Origin of the sequence: Plantactinospora sp. KLBMP9567 (genome assembly GCF_033446045.1) — a bacterium.
GTDB lineage: Bacteria > Actinomycetota > Actinomycetes > Mycobacteriales > Micromonosporaceae > Plantactinospora.
The window spans coordinates 21946-39320 of sequence record NZ_JAWQRR010000034.1; the positions used below are offsets into that span (position 1 = coordinate 21946).

At 67.6% G+C, this 17375-nt stretch carries 17 protein-coding genes; 5 read left to right on the forward strand and 12 right to left on the reverse strand.

The features are described 5' to 3' along the window. Positions 1-420 precede the first annotated feature (420 nt). Complete coding sequence (locus tag R6Y94_RS25245) at positions 421-1590, forward strand: D-alanyl-D-alanine carboxypeptidase family protein (protein ID WP_412102872.1); 1170 nt, start codon at positions 421-423, stop codon at positions 1588-1590. A gap of 20 nt (positions 1591-1610) precedes the next feature. Here R6Y94_RS25245 and R6Y94_RS25250 read toward each other — a convergent pair whose 3' ends face one another. The 4 genes from R6Y94_RS25250 to R6Y94_RS25265 form a co-directional block, all read right to left on the reverse strand. Continuing rightward, complete coding sequence (locus R6Y94_RS25250; RefSeq protein ID WP_318398339.1) at positions 1611-1892, reverse strand: hypothetical protein; 282 nt, start codon at positions 1890-1892, stop codon at positions 1611-1613. Between the two features lie 5 nt (positions 1893-1897). Beyond that, the gene (gene ltrA / locus R6Y94_RS25255; RefSeq protein WP_318398340.1) at positions 1898-3730 is read right to left on the reverse strand and encodes a group II intron reverse transcriptase/maturase; all 1833 of its coding nucleotides are present in this window, start codon (positions 3728-3730) and stop codon (positions 1898-1900) included. Positions 3731-4312: 582 nt separating this feature from the next. Then, positions 4313-4966: an IS630 family transposase gene (locus R6Y94_RS25260; protein ID WP_318398341.1), complete on the reverse strand. Its 654-nt coding sequence runs from the start codon at positions 4964-4966 to the stop codon at positions 4313-4315. A gap of 465 nt (positions 4967-5431) precedes the next feature. Next, positions 5432-6130 (reverse strand): IS110 family transposase, encoded by a 699-nt coding sequence (locus R6Y94_RS25265; RefSeq protein WP_318398342.1) that lies wholly within the window; start codon positions 6128-6130, stop codon positions 5432-5434. On the opposite strand from R6Y94_RS25265, the gene R6Y94_RS25270 reads away from it, so the two are divergent. Then, complete coding sequence (locus R6Y94_RS25270; protein ID WP_318398343.1) at positions 6129-6617, forward strand: hypothetical protein; 489 nt, start codon at positions 6129-6131, stop codon at positions 6615-6617. The two genes, R6Y94_RS25265 and R6Y94_RS25270, sit on opposite strands and share 2 nt — an antisense overlap. A gap of 55 nt (positions 6618-6672) precedes the next feature. After that, positions 6673-7761 (forward strand): hypothetical protein, encoded by a 1089-nt coding sequence (locus tag R6Y94_RS25275; protein ID WP_318398344.1) that lies wholly within the window; start codon positions 6673-6675, stop codon positions 7759-7761. A 190-nt stretch (positions 7762-7951) separates the two neighbouring features. On the opposite strand, the gene R6Y94_RS25280 is transcribed toward R6Y94_RS25275, so the two are convergent. Both R6Y94_RS25280 and R6Y94_RS25285 read right to left on the reverse strand, forming a co-directional pair. Continuing rightward, positions 7952-8464 (reverse strand): DNA cytosine methyltransferase, encoded by a 513-nt coding sequence (locus tag R6Y94_RS25280; RefSeq protein ID WP_318398521.1) that lies wholly within the window; start codon positions 8462-8464, stop codon positions 7952-7954. A 31-nt stretch (positions 8465-8495) separates the two neighbouring features. After that, complete coding sequence (locus tag R6Y94_RS25285; RefSeq protein WP_318398345.1) at positions 8496-8951, reverse strand: hypothetical protein; 456 nt, start codon at positions 8949-8951, stop codon at positions 8496-8498. Positions 8952-9526: 575 nt separating this feature from the next. On the opposite strand from R6Y94_RS25285, the gene R6Y94_RS25290 reads away from it, so the two are divergent. Continuing rightward, a complete protein-coding gene (locus tag R6Y94_RS25290) occupies positions 9527-10324 on the forward strand; it encodes a PPOX class F420-dependent oxidoreductase (RefSeq protein WP_318398346.1) in 798 nt (265 codons plus the stop codon). A gap of 187 nt (positions 10325-10511) precedes the next feature. Here the strand turns inward: R6Y94_RS25290 and R6Y94_RS25295 are convergent, their stop codons facing one another. Both R6Y94_RS25295 and R6Y94_RS25300 read right to left on the reverse strand, forming a co-directional pair. Further along, on the reverse strand, positions 10512-11288 hold the full coding sequence (locus R6Y94_RS25295; protein ID WP_318398347.1) for a tRNA(His) guanylyltransferase Thg1 family protein: 777 nt from the start codon (positions 11286-11288) through the stop codon (positions 10512-10514). Between the two features lie 7 nt (positions 11289-11295). Next, entirely contained in the window at positions 11296-11757 is a 462-nt protein-coding gene (locus R6Y94_RS25300) for an AAA family ATPase (protein ID WP_318398348.1), read from the reverse strand. Positions 11758-11883: 126 nt separating this feature from the next. On the opposite strand from R6Y94_RS25300, the gene R6Y94_RS25305 reads away from it, so the two are divergent. After that, positions 11884-12054, forward strand: coding sequence for a hypothetical protein (locus tag R6Y94_RS25305; RefSeq protein WP_318398349.1), 171 nt, complete (start codon positions 11884-11886; stop codon positions 12052-12054). Between the two features lie 277 nt (positions 12055-12331). On the opposite strand, the gene R6Y94_RS25310 is transcribed toward R6Y94_RS25305, so the two are convergent. From R6Y94_RS25310 to R6Y94_RS25325, 4 genes are all read right to left on the reverse strand, one after another. Beyond that, a complete protein-coding gene (locus R6Y94_RS25310) occupies positions 12332-13585 on the reverse strand; it encodes an MFS transporter (RefSeq protein WP_318398350.1) in 1254 nt (417 codons plus the stop codon). A 25-nt stretch (positions 13586-13610) separates the two neighbouring features. Then, entirely contained in the window at positions 13611-14741 is a 1131-nt protein-coding gene (locus R6Y94_RS25315) for a DNA glycosylase AlkZ-like family protein (protein WP_318398351.1), read from the reverse strand. Next, positions 14734-15432, reverse strand: coding sequence for a hypothetical protein (locus R6Y94_RS25320; protein WP_318398352.1), 699 nt, complete (start codon positions 15430-15432; stop codon positions 14734-14736). The genes R6Y94_RS25315 and R6Y94_RS25320 overlap by 8 nt, the downstream gene beginning before the upstream one ends. Before the next feature lie 82 nt (positions 15433-15514). Further along, complete coding sequence (locus R6Y94_RS25325) at positions 15515-17374, reverse strand: YncE family protein (RefSeq protein WP_318398353.1); 1860 nt, start codon at positions 17372-17374, stop codon at positions 15515-15517. Between the last annotated feature and the right edge of the window lies 1 nt (position 17375).

Genomic DNA, 17375 nt, shown 5'->3' on the forward strand with positions numbered 1-17375 from the left:
CCCCGAGGTGCGATGGGTCCCCGGCTCGCTGGTCGCGATTAGGCGAGCCCGACTCGGCGTCATCGGATTAGATGACTAGCAACCGAATCGGACGCGACGACGCTACGAGCCGTCTCCTCGGTTGCCAAGCGCCGACAGCGACGGTGTGACCAATTGCATTCACTTCCGCTGGATGACGTGCCTTCGCTTGGGAAACCGGACAGCGGTTCAGAAACGTGACGGGCGTGAACTGTCGGTGGATTGTTGCGAGGCGTGTCGTTTCGAGCTGCCCAACAGGGGTAACGTCCTCGGATCGGCGATTCCGGACGGAGACTCCCGCCACGAGGTACCACAGGTTCCGCGCCTGAAATCCGCCCGCCCCCAGGGGAGACTTGGCCAACCGCGACCACACTTCCCCCGTTTCCGCCTACGATTTCTCAGGTGACCGCCTTCCGTTTGGTTGCTGTTGCGTTAGGCGCTGTGCTCGTTGTGCCGAGTGCGGCGGTCCTGCCGGAAACATCGGCGATGGCCGCGCCGTTCGTGCCCTGCCCATCTGTCGAGCCGACGGCGCCTCGACCTGCCACCCCGTCGCCGCCGGCGGTCGACCCGGCCCGGCTGTCGATCGGCGGGGAGGCACTGGCGACCTCGGGTCTGGCCATCCCGCCCGGTGCACCGGTGGCGCCGGCGGTGACGGCCACCTCGTGGGTCGTGGCCGACCTCAACCGTGGTTCCGTCTTGGGCGGATGCGGCCCACACGAGAATCGGACGCCGGCCAGCGTGCAGAAGCTCCTGTTGGCGGCGGCTCTCATGCCCCGTCTCGACCCGGCGCAGACCGTCGAGGTGACCCGGGCGGACCTGGAGGATCTCGACCCGGCCAGCTCGGTGATGGGGGTGGTCGAGGGCGGTCGGTACTCGATCGAGAGCCTGTGGTTGGGGCTTCTGCTGAAGTCGGGCAACGACGCGGCCAACGTCCTGGCACGCATCGGCGGCGGGTCCGCCGGCAGGCCGGGCGGGGTCCAGGCGATGAACGACGAAGCGGGTCGGCTGCACGCGAACCAGACCCACGCCGCCACGCCCTCAGGGCTCGACGGCCCCGGCCAGTTCACCAGCGCGTACGACCTCGCACTGATCGCGCGGGCGACCTTCACCCGCGAGGACTTCCGGCGGTATATGGCGACCAGGGTGGCGGAGGTACCGGCACAGCCGGGAAGGCCGCCCTTCCAGATCGTCAACGACAACACGCTGTTGGACCGGTATCCCGGCATGCTGGGCGGAAAGACGGGATTCACGCAGCTTGCCCGGCAAACCTACGTTGGTGTGGCCGAACGCGACGGCCGACGCCTCGCGGTGACCCTGCTCGGCGCGGAGACCGCGCCGCTGGGGAGCCTGGGCGAGGCGATAGCCCTAATCGACTGGGGTTTCGCTCTCCCTCCCGAGGCGACCGTCGGCCACCTGGTCACGCCCGCAGACGAGCACTCATCCTCGCAAGCCCCGCTGTGGATCGGTCTCGGCGTTGGCCTACCGCTGCTAGCCCTGATCGTGGCGGCTGTGTGGTGGTGGAGCCGCGCACGTCGAAGAGTCGGTGCCGCAATTGACGGTCAACGGTCCTAGTGTCGTGTAATTGAGATCTTTTACTTGTCGTTGTTGGTGAGGAGTTTGCGGACCTGGGTGTGGACCCAGCGGACCTTGGCCAGTATCTCGTCGGGGGTGGCGGTCCAGACGAACGGTCTTGCGTCGGTGTTCCAGGCGGTGACGTAGTCGTTGATCGCCCTGGTCAGGCGGGTGACGGAGGTGAAGGTGCCGCGTCGGATGGCCTGCCGGGTGATGATTCCGAACCAGATCTCGTCGGGTAGCCCCGGCGCATTGCTGCGCCGGGGCCCCCTCAGAACCGGCCGTGCCCGCTTTCCGGGCAACCGGCTCAAGCAAGCCCTGAAGGCTCGCGGGTGGGTGAAAGTGCTGGATTGCTGCCGTTGCCGGTGATCCGGCGGTGGCAGTGGGTGTGTATGAGGCGGTTGGCGACGCGTTCGTCCGGTGTTCCCGCTCCCCAGACGGTGACCGCGTGTCTGCGGACCGCTTTGCGGGTCGCGGTGAGCCATTGTTCCCACTCTTGCGGGCTTCGCGGCTCGTGGTCGGCGTGTAGCAGCAGGTCTCGGCAGATCGGACATCGTCCTTGCTGGGCTCGTAGGAGCCGTTGCGTGGTGGTGTCCACCGGGAGATTGCTGCGGCGACGCCGCCGGGTCCAGTAGTCGGTCAGGCACGGGTCGTCGGGTGACGCCGTCCCTGCGACCATCCGGTGCCGGACGATCGGAGTCCAGGCGAACTTGCGCAGGTAGTAGCTGGTTTCCCGGCTCCCGAATACCCACCTGTCACGCCGGGACGAGTTGAACTCGCCGAAGTACCGGGCTGTCACCCAGCGTCTCGACTTGTTCGCGCGGGTGAACCTGGCCCACTTGTAGACCAGCTTCCACGCATGGGCATCCAGCGCGTTGAACACACGTTTGGACACCCCGATCCGGTAGTAGGCGCACCATCCGTTGATGATCGGGTTGAGCTTACCGATCACCGCGTCGGCGTTCGAGCCACGAAGGGCCCGCACCTCCACGGACAGGCGCTTGCGGATCCGTCGCACCGCGTCGTTGCTCGGCTTGGTCAGCAACTTGCCGTTCGGGTAACGGCGAATGTTGAACCCCAGAAAGTCCACGCCCTCGGACAGGTGCGTGATCCGGGTCTTGTCCTCGTTGAAGACCAGACCCCTGGGCGCCAACCATCCGACCAACGCCGCCTTGACCTGTTCGGCTTGCTCACGGGAGTGACACAAGGCGATCAGATCGTCGGCGTAGCGGACCACCACCGGGCAGCCGTTCATCGTCTTCCCGGCACGGGTGCCGGTGACGTGGTAGCGGACCCCGGCGGCGGTCTCCATGCCGTGCAGAGCAACGTTCATGAGCAGCGGACTGATCACCCCACCCTGTGGAGCACCCTCCTCGGTGGGGGTGAACCGGCCGTCTTCGACCACGCCCGCTTTCAGCCACTGCCGGACCAGTCCCCGCCCGGGGAACAAGCCCAGCGACCGGCGGATGTGGTCGTGGTCGAGCCTGTCGAACGCCGCTGCCAGGTCGGCGTCGAGCACCCATAGCCGTTTGGCGTCGGTGCGGTTCGACGTCGTGTGGATCGCCACGATGGCGTCGTGGCAGCCACGACCCGGCCGGAAGCCGTAGGATTTCGGCTCGAACCGGGCCTCCCATTCGGGTTCCAGCGCGTTGACCGTCACCGCTTGCAAAGCCCGGTCAGCGATCACGGGAATCCCGAGGCCGCGGCGGCGGCCGTTGCTCTTGGGCACATACACGCGCTTGACCGGCAAGGGTGTCCACGGCTTGGCGTCGTGCTGGATCCAGTCGGCCAGTTCGGCCTTCTGCGACCCGGTCACCACGACCTGCCGGTCCACCCCGGCCGTCTTGCGGCCAGCATTGCGCTCCGTCACTCGTCGCACCGCCACCAGGACGTTGCTGCGCGAGCGGAGCATCAACTTCTGCAAGTTCCGGACCTTCCTCAGGTCCCCGTCCCGCGACGCCGCGAAAATCCGCTGCCGTAGCCGCCGTACGTTGTCCTCGCAGGTCCGCCAGTCGATGGCGGCCCAGCCAGCACGATCGTCCTCCGGTCCGTTCACGCCGAGAGCCGCCATCGCCAGCGCGAAGGCATGAGCCGTCATCGTGTCTAACTTGCCCTTCGGTTCCGAAACTTTGGCCAGCACAGACTCCGCAGGCTCACCCGACCCGCGTCAGCGCCCTTTCAGGCCAGGGCACCAGCCCTTATCCGGCCGGTTATCCGGTGACCGCCGGCGGAGGAGCCAGCATCGTCGTCCCGGTTTCCCGCTGCCTTTCGGCCACCGGCATTCGCTTCTCGGGTCGTCCTGCGCCCGCTGGGACATCGTCCACCCTCACAGGCGGCCTACCAGCCGAAACACTCTCCGTCTGGACCCCATCGGGGTTGTCACGTTCCGCATGAGACAGATACGACCGGGTAGGACGCCCTCTGAACCCCGGGGACGGTGGTGCGCTCCCGCCCGCCTAGATTCCTCCGAACGGCACCTGCCGCCTTGCAACGGCTGGCCCCTGTCTCCCGCTGGCGCGTCCCATCAAGCGGAAGTGCCTATGACGAGGCGTCATCGAGGATTCACTTGCGTTCACCCGTCCGGTCTTCCCCAGCCGGTAACCCCTGGATGGAACAGGCGTCCTTGGGCCTTTCCCCGGGCTTCGCACCCCGCAGTTACCCGCGACGCACGCCGAGGCGGGGACGGTCCTTACGCACGGGACCGGACACTACATCCGCGACGTCACGCCGCACCTCCTTCGATGAGTGTCGCTGTACTCATGCGACTTGCGTGTCGCACGATCATGTTCAGCCACGATGAGCCGGTGGGGGTGAAGTGGAAGATGACCCGAGGATGGTGGGCGAGCCAGGCTTTCACCTCGTCGCTGGTGTGGGTGGACAGGTTGTCGACCACGACGTGCAGTTCGCGGTCGGGGTAGGCGGCGGCGACGGTTTTCATGAAGGTCAGGAACTCGCTGCCTCGTCGTTTGGGGAAGCAGCGGGCGGTGACGTGTCCGGTGGCGGCGTCCAGGGCGGCGAGCAGATTCGTGGTGCCGTGCCGGACGTAGTCGTGGGTGCGTTTCTCGGTGCGGCCGAACTCGATGGGCAGTATCGGCTGGGTCCGGTCGAGGGCTTGGATCTGGGTCTTCGTGCGCCGTGAGGCGCTGGTGCGCCGTGAGGCGCGGATAACCGAGGGAGGTGTGAGACCTCTCCGCGTGGTCGTCGCAGCGGCCGGGTGGGAGTTGGGCGCAGCCTGATCCGGGAGACGCCGGGGAGGGTGGGAGCAGCGTCGACAAAGCTGGGACGGTCCGGGACTGCCAGACGGGTCGGGTCCGGCGAACGAGATCAGACGGCATACGAGAGGAACCAGCGGTGTAAAGCTCCGTAAGCGCGGCACCGACTCAAATCTGGCGGATATGGGTCGGGGTGTAGTGCACGGCCGTCCGGTATGGATGGTCGACTCCGAAGCCGGCTAAGCGCGTCGGTGGGGAGGCCATGGTGAATGTCTGCGGCGTAACCGTGGCGATGCTGCCGGGGCAAAGTTGGGTGCCAAGCTGATCGATCGGTTGTTCGTGAACACGGGAACCGTTGCGCGCCGTTCCTGGCGTCCGGACGCCATCCGGGTGCGTGGGATAGGCCCGTCGTCGGCCGATGGAGCGCAACGGGGCGGAGGCCTCGTAGTAGTCCGAGCGTGTTAATGGCACGCACATGGCGAAGGGGGCCAGCAAGTCAGCAGTGTAGGTACGGGAATGTCAGGAGATTCGCTGGTGAATACCGACGAGCTGGAGTCGGCCCTGATGCGGGCCGAGTTTCGGGTACTGAAGATCCAGACGAAGCTGCATCGTTGGGCTCGTGGTGATCCTCACCGACGGTTCGACGATCTGTTCAATCTTGTCGTCGATCCCGGGTTTCTGCTGGTGGCCTGGGATCGGGTGCGGCATAACAAAGGGGCGCGTACTGCCGGGGTGGACGGGGAGACAGCCCGGTACATCGAGGCGGTGCGTGGAGTGGAAGGATTCCTCACCGAGCTACGCGAGAACCTGAAAGCTTGTGCCTTTCGGGCGGTGGGCAGGTCGTCCTCGCGCAGCGCGGCGCGGGCGACGGCCAGGGCGTCGATCGGGTCTGCCTTGCCGTAGGTGCGGGCGGCGTCGCGGGCGTTGGCCATGAGTCTGGGTGGTACCCGGACGATGCGTTCGCCGGCGGCGAGCAGATCGCGTTCGAGGCGGCGAGTCATGTTGCGGCAGTCCTCCACCGCCCAGATACGGTCCTTGCCGTGCCCGGCCGCCCAGCGCAGCAGCGACAGGTGGTCCTTGCTGGTTGTTTCGCACATCTTCGTGGCGAGTTTCCGTCCGTTACTGTCGATGATGACGGCGGTGTGGGTGCGCTTGTGCGCGTCGATGCCGTGACCACCATGAGAGTCGTGTCTCCTTGACCGAGGGGGCGCGGGACCGGTCGGTGGGCATATCCCAGTCGGGCGCTGGCACGCTCCTCTCAAGCGATGCCGGCCGGTCCTCGGTGTCCGGCGGGCCGCAATATTTACCTGCTGGCATGCTTTGCCCATGCTCGATCGCCAGTGGCTCACCCAGGACCAGCAGTTCGCTCCTGGCAGGGAACTGTTCCGCTGCAGCCGTCAATTCGCCGTCTGGGCCTACACCGTCAGCCACAGCCAACTCCTGCTGCGGGCGCGGACGACCGGAACCGACGGGGGTCGGCAGACACGCATTGATGTGCTCTTCAAGCCTGTCGAGGCGGTGAAGACCCGGATGGAGTACCGCGACGGGCTGGTCATCCGGTGCGCCACCACCGACGAACGCGACCGGATCCTGGCCGACGCAGGCTTGGCGGGTACGAATTTCAGGGTGTTCGTGCTGCCGACCTCTGATGGGATCGACCATGTCGTCGTCATGGGTGTCGGGTGGTGCGAGGACGAGCAGGAAGATCGCGAGCCCAGTTCTCTGGCGTTCTTCGTGCCCGCTACTGATCCCACCCGGGTGCTGCCCACACCGGAGCCGGTCCCCTGGAGCACCCTTCAGATGGAGCGCTGGTGAAGCCGGATCTGGACCGCTCACCTCGACGCGCTGGGCGCGTCAAGACGAGGCGAACGTGACGGCGCTGGATTTCTTCGTCGATGTGGTGATCCGTGGCATGGTTCTCGGCGTCGGAGCCGGTGATCCGCCTGACGAAATGGCCAAGGTGCTGGGATCCGGGTACGTCGAGGACCTACGGCGCACCACCCTGCGACGCGACTACGGCCTGGTCGAGTTCTCCTGGACAAAGGGACGCGATGGCACCGCTTGGCGCCCCGGCGGCTTCGTTGTCCAGGTACACCGGCTGACCGCGTTGCCCGTCACCACACCGTTCGACCGGTACGGGTCGTTCGATCAACGGCTGCGGTTCGACGAGTTAGCCCGCACGGTCGCCGCGCTGCATCGGCTGGAGGAGATTACCCGCGAGGCTGACGGCCCCACCTACCGTCGGTACTGGCTTGCGGACCCGCAAACCGTCATCTTGGTCGTCGCCGACAGCGCGGACGGTCGACTTTCGGCTGGCGACGTGTGGTCGATCGCCGTCCCGTCCACAGCCGCCGGCCGGCCCGACGCACGCAGCCAAGCCATCGACGACCAGTTGGCCCACATGCTGCGGCTGTCCGACACCGACCGGGCCGACTGGCTCCAGCGCAACCAGCCGGCCGCGGCTCACGTCAACTGGTGGCTGGCATTGCTCCGCACGCTCGACCGGAAGATCAACAAGGCGGACCGGCCGATCCAGGTGCGGGCGGACTGGGTACGGCTGAAGCTGTGGCTGCTGCGCTGGACCAGCGATCAAGGTGTCTTCAACGCCTACGAACACGCTCAACGGATGGCGTACTTCCGCGCGATGTTGAAGGACCTGGACATCGACCCGCGCGCGCTGGTGCCCTCTGCCGACGAGATCGTCCGGGACTGCCTGGCGGCCATCCCGGTCAGTCTGGACGAGGTGGCACTCGTCGACCACCCATCGGCGCTGCGCCAACTGAACCGGAGTCAGATGTGGGCGTCCCGTCAGGCCAAGAACCTGATCAACGCGGCACAGTACAACCTGGACGACGTCGGCCCCTTCTGGGACTTGACCAAACCCATAGGGACACCCCCCGGCGCAGAGCGGGAACATCGAGGTAGCTCTTCTGGATGGGCAGTGGATCGCCCAGGCTAAGTCCGACGCGCGGACGGGCGACGGTAGGCGTGCGGCCCATTGGCGCAGGCCGGGCCGGCGGGTCGCCCCTGGTGACGGCGAGCGGTTCGATCCGTACACCGTCGCGGTCGGGGTCGGCAGCAGGCCGTGCCGGGTGCCCGTCGGTTCGACCAGGTCGGGCAGCCCGTACTGGTGGCCGGGGCCCTTGCCGTCACGGGCGCACGGCGTCGGCAACGTCGGCACCCCCTCGGTCTGAGGGAGTAGCCAGCAGGAACAGCCTGTCCCCTCGGTGTGCTGCCCCGATGTCGGATGCGCGAAGGCACGTCCAGCTCGTGTCGTACCCGATCTCGGCCAGGTCGGCCTGGACGACGTCAAGTCCTCGGGTGAGGAGCGCGGCCACGTTCTCCACGAACAGGAGCGGCGGTCGAAGTACGCGAACGGCCGTGGCGACGTGCTTCCAGACGCCGGAGCGCTCGCCGGTAATACCGACGCGCTTTCCGGCGTTGGAGATGTCCTGGCAGGGAAATCCCGCCGTGAGGATGTCGACCGACTCGACCCGGCTCCAGTCGACAGTGCGGATGTCTCCCCGAGGTTCGGGGCCTCGGGCCAGTGGCGGGCCAGGACGGTGCCGGCGTGCCGGTCGGTCTCGGCGTACCAGGCGAGTCGGCCGCCGAGCACCAGCTCGACGGCCAGGTCCAGTCCGCCGTACCCGGTGCAGACGGATCCGATCCGCGGGCCGGTGGTGTGCTCAATGCTCACGCCACCTCCCCGCGCCCGGTGTCTGCTGTGGCCGGCTCGTCGTGGGGGCAGGTCCACGGCCCGCAGCCCGGCACATCAGCCGGCTGCGGGCGTGGACGCAAAACCACCTCATCGAGCGGAATCCGCGCCCTGTGCAGGAAGAACTGCCCCTGCAGCGGGTGCCCATCGGCGTCGGCTCGCGCGGAGCCGTTGCGGATCGCGTGGTCGAACGCGACCGCATCCGCCCACTCCTGCGGGCTGTTCTCGCGCAGGGAGAGCCAGAAGCCGTCGTCGTGGTATGGGCACCCCACGCACGACGACTTCGGGGTGTCCCCGAGCCCCTGCTCCGCGAGGTAGCGAAGGCAATCGGTCCGCCGCCAACCGAGATCGAGCAGTGGGTGGACGTTGCGCATGTAGCCGACGTCGGAGTCACGGGCCCGGCCGATCTCGTCCAGGCTGATCCCGATCGCCATCTCCGCCTGGACACCGGCCGGTATCCGGGTGTGACTTTCAGCTGTACTTGTCACCAGCGGTAGGGGCGAGCTGGGGTCAAGGACGCGGCTGTCAGCGATAGTTGCCACGGACGTTGAGCGATAGCTGTCACCTGTCGAGCTTTTGAGAGTTGTTGTCACCGTCTCGGCGCGTCGTGTGCTAGGCAACGATCTGATTCGATGTTGTGATGGCGTCGACCGAGCATGGCCAAGCTGCGTCTGATCAAGTGCTTGCCTGACCTCCGCCGCGTCGGGCCGGCGGCCGGGCCAGCGCGCCGACAGCGTCGGGCTGCAGCGGCAGCGGTCGACGGATCGGACCAGGCGGCCGTCACAATCGCCCGCACTGGATCGTCCATCCTGAAAGGGCCGCACCATCCGCCCGTTGCGGCAGCCCGATTCCGGTTGTTTGGCAGCCGCCGATGCGGGTAGCGCGAAGTGAGGAGGCGACAAGCATGGATTCGCCAGATCGGGTCAGCACGACCGCGACCGTGGAGCCGTCCGGCATCTTCACCACCGCGGTCCAGGTCGCTGCCGGAGTACTGACGTTCGCCGCCGGCGTGTGGCTGCTGGCCTGGCCGGACTCGTTCGCCGAGTTCGCCGGCTTCGAGCCCCACCAGCACTTCGGACACGATCTCGGCGCGTTCAACCTCGGCATCGGCACGACGCTGCTGCTGGCGGTGCCCTGGACCGACGCGGCGGCGGTGACGCTGGCCGGCTTCTTCGTGGGCAACACCGCCCACACCATCAACCACGTCGCCGATCTCGACGTCGGCGGCCACGGCCGCGACCCGTGGATCCTGGCGCTGGGATCGGTGCTCGTGCTCGCGGCACTCGTGTTGCGGATGCGCCGGCTCGGCTGGGTCGCCGGTACGGTGACCACGACTGCCGCGGTCCCGGCGCTGGCCCCATTCGTCCGTCAGAAGACGATCCTGTTGACCAGCTACCGCCGTGACGGCAGGGCGGTCGGCGCCCCGGTGAGCGTGGTGGTTGACGGCGACCGCGCCTACGTACGCAGCCCCGGCGCCGGCGGCAAGATCAAACGGATCCGGAACAACCCGCTCGTCGAGATCGCTCCAAGTACCGGGTCAGGCAAGGTGACCGGACCGGCCGTCCGGATGCAGGCCGGTTTCCTCGACGGCGCCGAGTTCCGCCATGCGGGCCGGCTGCTGCGGCGCAAGTATCCGGTGCTGCAAGGCGTGTTCGTTCCACTGCTGCATCGTCTGGGCCGCGCCAAGTTTGGTCGAACGGTCCATCTGGTGCTGACCCCGATGACCGGCCAATCGGCTCAACACCAGACGCACGCTCAACTCGGGGCGGGGACAGCCGGCACGTCGGCCCGCAGTGGCCGCGCCTGACCGGCTACCTGCACACACTGGTCGCGGCGCCTGCGGCCTGGACGAGCAGGTCGTTGACCTGGCAGCGCTACCAACCGCTGACCATCACAGCCACACACTCATAAGGATCATGCGGCCAGCTATCGCCGGTATGGGGAAGGTGCAAGCCCGCCGTCGCAGCGCCGTCGAGTTGGCGATGGCATAGGCGTCAAGACGGCTCAGCCGGTACCGGGTTGGTGTTGCCGCAGCGGCTCTGGATGAGGTCGCGGTATGCGGCCTTCATCGGCAGGTCTCGGTCGATCGTGATGCGTCGCCGGGTGGCGGTGACCTCGATCTGACGTATGGGGTCGTGGCCGGGTCGTTGGTAGGTCTCCCACCACAGTCCGATGCCGCGGCGCTGCCAGGTGGGCAGGTCGTTGAAGTTGATGTCGTGGCGGAACAGCAGTTCGTTCTTGTCCGCGGTGCTCGCATGCTCCAGCGCGGCAGTGGCCTGCTGGCGGGACTGACCTGCTTTACGGAGGGTCCAGTAGCACCACCCGTTGAGGGCGCAGCGTGCCGCATCGGCCTGCCGCCAGGAGAAGTAGTCGACCACGTCAGGTACACCGACCCCTACCCATAGCCGGGAGTCGAAGTGCGCCGGTTCACCGACGGCGTGCGTGAACGCCGCCGTGGCGATCCCCGCCGAGATCGACACGAGCTTCTCCACGCCGCGACCGAACAGGTCGAAACTGGGGTCGAAGAGCACCGAGATCTCGTCGCTTTCGGTATAGGCGTAACGGCCGCCCAGTTCGGTCAGCACGGTCTCCGCCGTGGTAACCATCAGATCGCTGAAGCGGGCGTCGAACGGCTTGTCGAAGCGCTGCTCGGTGAACCGGGAGAACCCGCGTCCGTCCAGCCGAATCACCGTCCACGCACCTGGCAGAACGGTCAGTTCGTGAAAGTACTCGCGGGCGCGCTGCGCTGCCTCGAACATGTCGGCGTCCACCGGCGACTCAGTCCTCCTCGTCCATGGGCCGAACGTCGAAGCCACCCACGCCGTCGAAGCAGACCAGGTAGAGGCGGTCGAACCCGTCGGCCCGCGTGGGTGCTCGAAGCTGTCTGAGCGTGGCATACAACCCGACGTCGGGTACGCGGGCCCGGCCCTCGCGGATGGCGTTGCGTTGCCGGGTCGCAGTCAGGTCCGGCGGAAACCAGTACCCCACCGGCGCCGCACCGTGCGCCCGGGCGACCTCGATGAGCGGCAGCCACTCATCCGGCGATGGGTTGGTGTTGTCCACCGCCACGCTGCGTCCCGCGGCGAGGGCCTCGCAGATCAGCCGCAGCTGGCGGCGTTGCCGGTCCCGCGCGTTCGGGAAGGCGTCCTTGCTTACCACTACGTGATCTGCCGCCAACACCTGCCGGCAGAACGTCGATTTCCCCGACGCCTGAAGACCGATCATGATGGCCACCTCCATGTTCTCGCCTCCCGGCCCGAGTCTGCCCAATCATGTTCGAGCTCTCCATGGCATTGATGCATAGAAAGTGGCGCGCTCGTACGGCGTGCAGGCTGCTGCCCGTGCCGACGTCTCGGCGGCGGGCTGGTGCCACCGGCAGACCTGGGCGCCTCGGACGGCGGCGAGGAGTTGAAGGTCACCGTTGGCGAGCCCGCGATGGGCCGGTGGCAGGCGGCGCTGGAACTCGACCCGGAACCGGTCGTGGTGGTCAGCGGTGAAGGCAGACATGACGAACGACGTTCGCCCGGTGACAACTGACGCTGAAAAGTGACAACTACCGCTGACCGTCACACCGGGCCGGATGCGGGTAGCCGAGCCGGCGTCGCACCTCCGCCTTGCTGGGTTTGTTCTTGTATTCGGAGGTGCTTATCTGCACTTCACTCGATTGGTTGAATGCTTGCGTTGTATAGAACCGCCGGTGACGAGAGCCGAGTGCTCGCCAGAGCGCAAGCCGCATCCGAGACGGCCGGGCGGGGCCCTTACCCCCGGCCGCTGGTACGGGCGACTCTCGTCGGCCTGGGACTTGCCTTGGTAGCTATTCCTGGGCAGAGGTTTGCAGTGTTGTGGTGCTCGGCTTGGTTGACGGGCCTCGGGGGATGCGCCAGACGAAGATCGCTCCGGCGGCGGTGATCAGGAACAGTCCGGCGACCACCAGGGTGGCGGAGGCGTTGGCAAGGGCTAGGCCGCAGGCGGCCGAGCCGAGTCCGGATCCCATGTTGTAGCTGGAGCCGATCCAGGCGTTCGCCTCGACCTGGCGTTTCTTGGACAGGTGTTCGTCAACTAGGAGGTAGGCCACGACGAACAGGGGTGTGACGGCGGCGCCGGCCAGGGCCACCGTGCCGTATGCCGCGGGTGTGGTGGCGGTCAGCGCCACGGCGATGGTGGCGGCAGCGAGGTAGGCCGCGATGAGGAAGTACCGGATTCGCAGTGGCTTCTCGGTGTGGATTTTCCCGTGGATGAGTCCGCCCACGGCGCCGCCGACGGAGAAGACGGCGAACAGGTAGCCGGCTGAGGTGATGTCGCCGGTCGCGGCAGCGATCGCGGGCAGGATCACACTGATGCCGCCGGCGAAGATGCCCAGGCTGGCGATGGGCACGATGATGCCTTGTCCGACGGCGAGGCGGATCAGGCTGCGCCGGTCGGCGTGCTTGGGTGTGTCGGGTTGTAGCGGTGGCTGGTTCGCGTCCGGAACCGGGTTGGGTGGGGCAGCGGGGACGGCCATCAGAATGGCGATAGCGGCGAAGTAAATCAGGGAACCGGCGATCACAGCGGCTGCGGGTGAGGTCAGGGTCATGGCGGCGGTGGCGACCAGCGGCGCGACGATGAAGGTGATTTCCTCGACGATGGAGTCGACGGAGTGGACTTGGCGGAGCTGGTCTTTGTTTGTGACCGCGCCGGACCACCGAGCCCGCAGGGCGGCGCTGACCGGCGGGGCGGTGGCGCTGCACGCGGCGACCGCGACCATGGCGGGGATGGTCCAGTGCGCCCAGATCAGCGCTGCGGTGGCGGTGGCGCAGCCCGCCTGGATGACGGTGAGGGCGATTAGGGCGGCGGTGCCGTGCCGGTCGACCAGGCGGCCGCGCCGCGGTCCGGTCAGGGCCGTGGCGAGCATGAACACTGCGGCGGCCGTGCCGGCGATCGCGAATCCGTCCTGCCGGGCGAAGGCCACCACGAGCGCGAAGGGCAGTATCCCGCCGGGCAGCCGGCCCAGCGCGCCAGCGGCCAGCAGGCTCGGTACCCGTGGGGTGCGCAGCACCGTCCAGTAGCCCGACGTGGCGGTGGTCGTCATGCTGCTGATCTCTCCTTCGGGTGGGCTAGCGGACGGGAGCTGCGGCGGCGAGGGCTGGCCAGCTGTGGGAGTCGACGGTTGCCTTCGCCCACTGCGCGGCCTGTTCAGCGGCGAGGCGCAGAGCTGGTAGCGCCTCCGCGTCGCGGATTTGCACGCCTTCGACTTGGGCCACGCCGTTGGTGCAGCGCAGGGCGACCCGCCCGACGATCTGCCCGTTGTGCAGTACCGGCAGTCCGAAGTAGCCGCATTCGCGGCGGTCGGGCGGCAGATACGCCTCGAGCTTGTAGGCGACCCCGAACAGTCGCATCATGCGGGGCCGGTGCCAGATCAGCGAGTCGAATGGCGACAGCGCCGTCAGAGCCGGAGCAGGAGCGGGGGTGGTGTCGAGGTGGTCTGCCGTGGTGAACGCCGGTGCCTTCCAGGATTCGACCGCCACCGGTACCACGTCGGGCAGTTGGGGCACGATCCGGGCGACGAGCCGGCCGGGCAGCCGGAAGTAGTCGGCGATGTCATCCGCGGTCGCGACGCCGAGCGCGGCCAGCGCGATCTGGCACAGCCGTCGTAGGCAGGACTCGTCGTCCAGGTCGTCGTGCCGCACCTCTGCCGGGATGACGCCGGTGGACGGGGCGTACTGTCTCATCCACGCCTGGCGGCGCACGCAGGCCAGTTCACCCGTGGCCAGCAGCCATTCGGCGGCCCACTTCAGTGGGGAACTGCGGTCCCAGCCGCTGCCTTGCGAACCGCCTAGGTCCCGAACCGTGACAGCGCCGCTGTCGTCGATGAGATTGCGGACGTGGGTTACCGCTTCGGGCTGGATGGTGGGGCCGGTCCAGCGGCCGGCCTGGAATTGCCGCCGGCGGAAGGCGAACAGAGGCCAGAACCGCAGCGGCACGAAACACGCCGCGTGGGCGTAGTACTCGAACGCCAGTGGCGCGGGTGCGTCCGTGCCCAGCGCGGCCTGTGCAGGATCGGACGGAACCCCACGCGTGAGTAGAACCAGTTCGTGGGAGCGGCGTACTACGTTGATCGTGTCGATTTGGATGCAGCCCAAGTCTTCGAGCAGTGCCCGGGGGTCGGGCGCTGACCCCGCCGGCGGGGTCAGCCGTTGTGCTGCGATCGCGAGCACCTGGGCATGCTTGAGGCTGATGCTAGGCATCCGACTCGCCTTCCTCAATGGCGTCCGGGTACGTTGCGCGGGCCCGGAGACTGTCGGCGTGCAGCAACACCAGCCGTGCGATTTCCTGCCCGCGGTGCACCGTCATGGCCTCGGTGGGTCGGATCGCGATGGCCGCAGTACCCGCGACTACCATCTTGTCGCACACCGTGCTCGACAGGATCCCGACCGGTACCTGTATGCCCGTTTCGGTGTCGGGTGGAAGCACCAGCAGAAAGTACCCGCGCGGAATCTGCACAGTCCAGCCGAGCCGCCACTCCACGGTGCCCTGCCCGTTAGGCAGGAACATGTTCTCCCAGTGGCCTTTGACCGACCGGTACTGGTACAGGTGCAGCCAGGCGGAATCGGATACCGCCAGCGCCGTGCCTTCCCGCTGCCACAGTTCGCTGGCGCCGGCTGCCGTCGCCGCGGCCTGCGGATCGTTCCCCGACTCCACCTCCACCTGCTCCAGTGGGGTGAACGCGACATCCACCGGACTGCACACCCGCCACCCCAGCTCCTGGCCCATCGTCCACGGCGGGCAGAACTCCGGCGCACGGTCGCGGCGTACCCACCGGAACGAATCACGCAGCAACGCCGACTCGGCCTTGGCGCGCTCTCGGTCCACCCGGGCAGCGCGAGGCGCAAGCGCCCACGGGTACGGCGCAGCGAAACTCACCGACACGCTGGTCATCCACTATTCCTATCCGACAGGGACGCTGGCCCCCGCGCAAGCATGCGCGGGGGCCAGCGTCGCCGATCTTCCGTGAGATGGGTCAGGCCGGGGCGGGCTGGGTGCCCGTTAGGGAGGCGGCGGCCCGTTCCAGCCGATCACTGTCGAACGCGACCCGATCGGGGTTGAAGATCGCCACGCTGCACGGCCCGTGCCCGACCGGTAGGTGCTCGTAACGCGGCTTGCTGTCTTCCGATGCCAGGTCAACGCCCTCAAGGTGCACCACGGACAACGAGTGAGCCACCACGTCGGGAACGTCCGGGTCGTCGAAGATTCGCGAGAATGCCGCGCAGTACACGGTGTTGTCGGTCTCGTCGACCGCGATGCCACGCGGCCCCGGTCCCACCGGGATGGTGCGCGTAACCTCCAGCTTTTCCATGTCGATCACCGCGATTTGGGACTTGCGCTCGAGGGTGACCAGCGCGTGTCCGTTGTCCGGGGTGAACGCCACTGCGCGGGCACCGTCGATCGGTACCGGGACCCGGGCGATGACCCGATCGGTCGACAGATCGATGACCGGCACGTCGGCCACCGAGTTGCAGGCCACGAACAGCCGGGACCCGTTCCGGTCGATGTTGACGCTGTATGGATGGGTGTTTTCCCCGATCCGAATGCGGGCTACCTCTCGCACCAAATCCGGCCGGTCCTTGGCCAGTCCAGATAGGTCCAGCTTGGCGATATACCCGGATCCCCAAATCGACACGTACGCGAACTGGCCGTCCGCCGATATGGCCATGTGCCGCGGGTCGCGGCCCACTGCCACCTGGCACAGCTCCCGGCGACTTTCCAGATCCACCACCGACACAGTGTTGGAGCCTGAGTTGGAAGCCAGCAGGTACCGCTCGCCCGGGACGATGCCCAACCCACGAGGCCCGAACCCGACCGTGATCCGCGCGACCTCCCGCCGGGTCAGGGCATCCAGCTCTGAGACGGTGTTCAGGTCGGTCTGGCCGGGGTTGAGCTGCTCGATCCGGCACCAGAAGTTCCTGACCAGGTTGATGACCAGCGTGGTGAGCGTCGAGTAGTCCGAGTCCGCCCGCCGGCGGGTGAGATATTCGATGAGTAGCTGGCGTACGGCCGCGTTCTGGATCGGGTACCGGTCGACGAGTTCGGTGACGGTCTGCTGGCCCCGCAGCATCGCTTCCCGCATCGTCTGCGGGATGGTGGGCGGGAAGTGGCCCATGCGGTGCAGGACGTTCCAGGCGCCGCGGCAGATGAACCGGTTGGCGACCTTCTCGCCTGGGTGCAGGATGGCGCGCGCGGCGCGGTTGTCGTGCGCGTGGTGCAGCAGCGACTCCGGGGTGACGTCGGCCAGCGCGACGCCTTGGACAGTGAGCAGGCTGCACATGTCGGCGATCGCGTCGCTCTGGTGCTGGTGCGACATCGGATGCGCCTTCACGTGCTTGACGTACTCGTCCAGCTGCGGATCGTTCTGCGCGGCGACGAACAGGATGTTGTAGCTGTTGAACGGATGCCGCCGGAACGCCAGCAGGCTCGGCTGGATCGCCCGGAGGCAGAACAGTTGCCGCACGCCCAGCGACAGTCCGTAGGTCGCGCTGCGGCTGGCGTCCAACGACGCCGCGCCGAACTCACCGCGGCCCAGGGGGCTGGCGTCCCACCGCTGCTGCCACGTGCCGTCAGCGAACTCCGCCAGGTAGTCCAGCACCTCCCGGGCAGCCGCCTGCCGCTGCACCCGGCTTGGTCGGGTCCCCGGACCGAACGAGCCGGCAAGTTCGGCGAGGGATCTGGCGGCGGCGTGGGCGAGGTCGCCGAACGGCCGCGGCGGGACCGCCGCGACCGCGGCAGCGGCCGGCATGGCCCCGGAGACGAACCGGCTGGCGAACCCGAGTTCCTCGACGTAGGGGCCGTGCCGGTGATGGCGGTGGCTGTGGGCAGTGGTCACG

Coding starts and splice junctions, on each gene's coding strand:
- R6Y94_RS25320 (WP_318398352.1), bottom strand. CDS start 15,432: ATGACCAGCGTGTCGGTGAGTTTCGCTGCGCCGTACCCGTGGGCGCTT.
- R6Y94_RS25310 (WP_318398350.1), bottom strand. CDS start 13,585: ATGACGACCACCGCCACGTCGGGCTACTGGACGGTGCTGCGCACCCCA.
- R6Y94_RS25300 (WP_318398348.1), bottom strand. CDS start 11,757: ATGGAGGTGGCCATCATGATCGGTCTTCAGGCGTCGGGGAAATCGACG.
- R6Y94_RS25315 (WP_318398351.1), bottom strand. CDS start 14,741: ATGCCTAGCATCAGCCTCAAGCATGCCCAGGTGCTCGCGATCGCAGCA.
- R6Y94_RS25285 (WP_318398345.1), bottom strand. CDS start 8,951: ATGGCGATCGGGATCAGCCTGGACGAGATCGGCCGGGCCCGTGACTCC.
- R6Y94_RS25265 (WP_318398342.1), bottom strand. CDS start 6,130: ATGGGCAAAGCATGCCAGCAGGTAAATATTGCGGCCCGCCGGACACCG.
- R6Y94_RS25270 (WP_318398343.1), top strand. CDS start 6,129: ATGCTCGATCGCCAGTGGCTCACCCAGGACCAGCAGTTCGCTCCTGGC.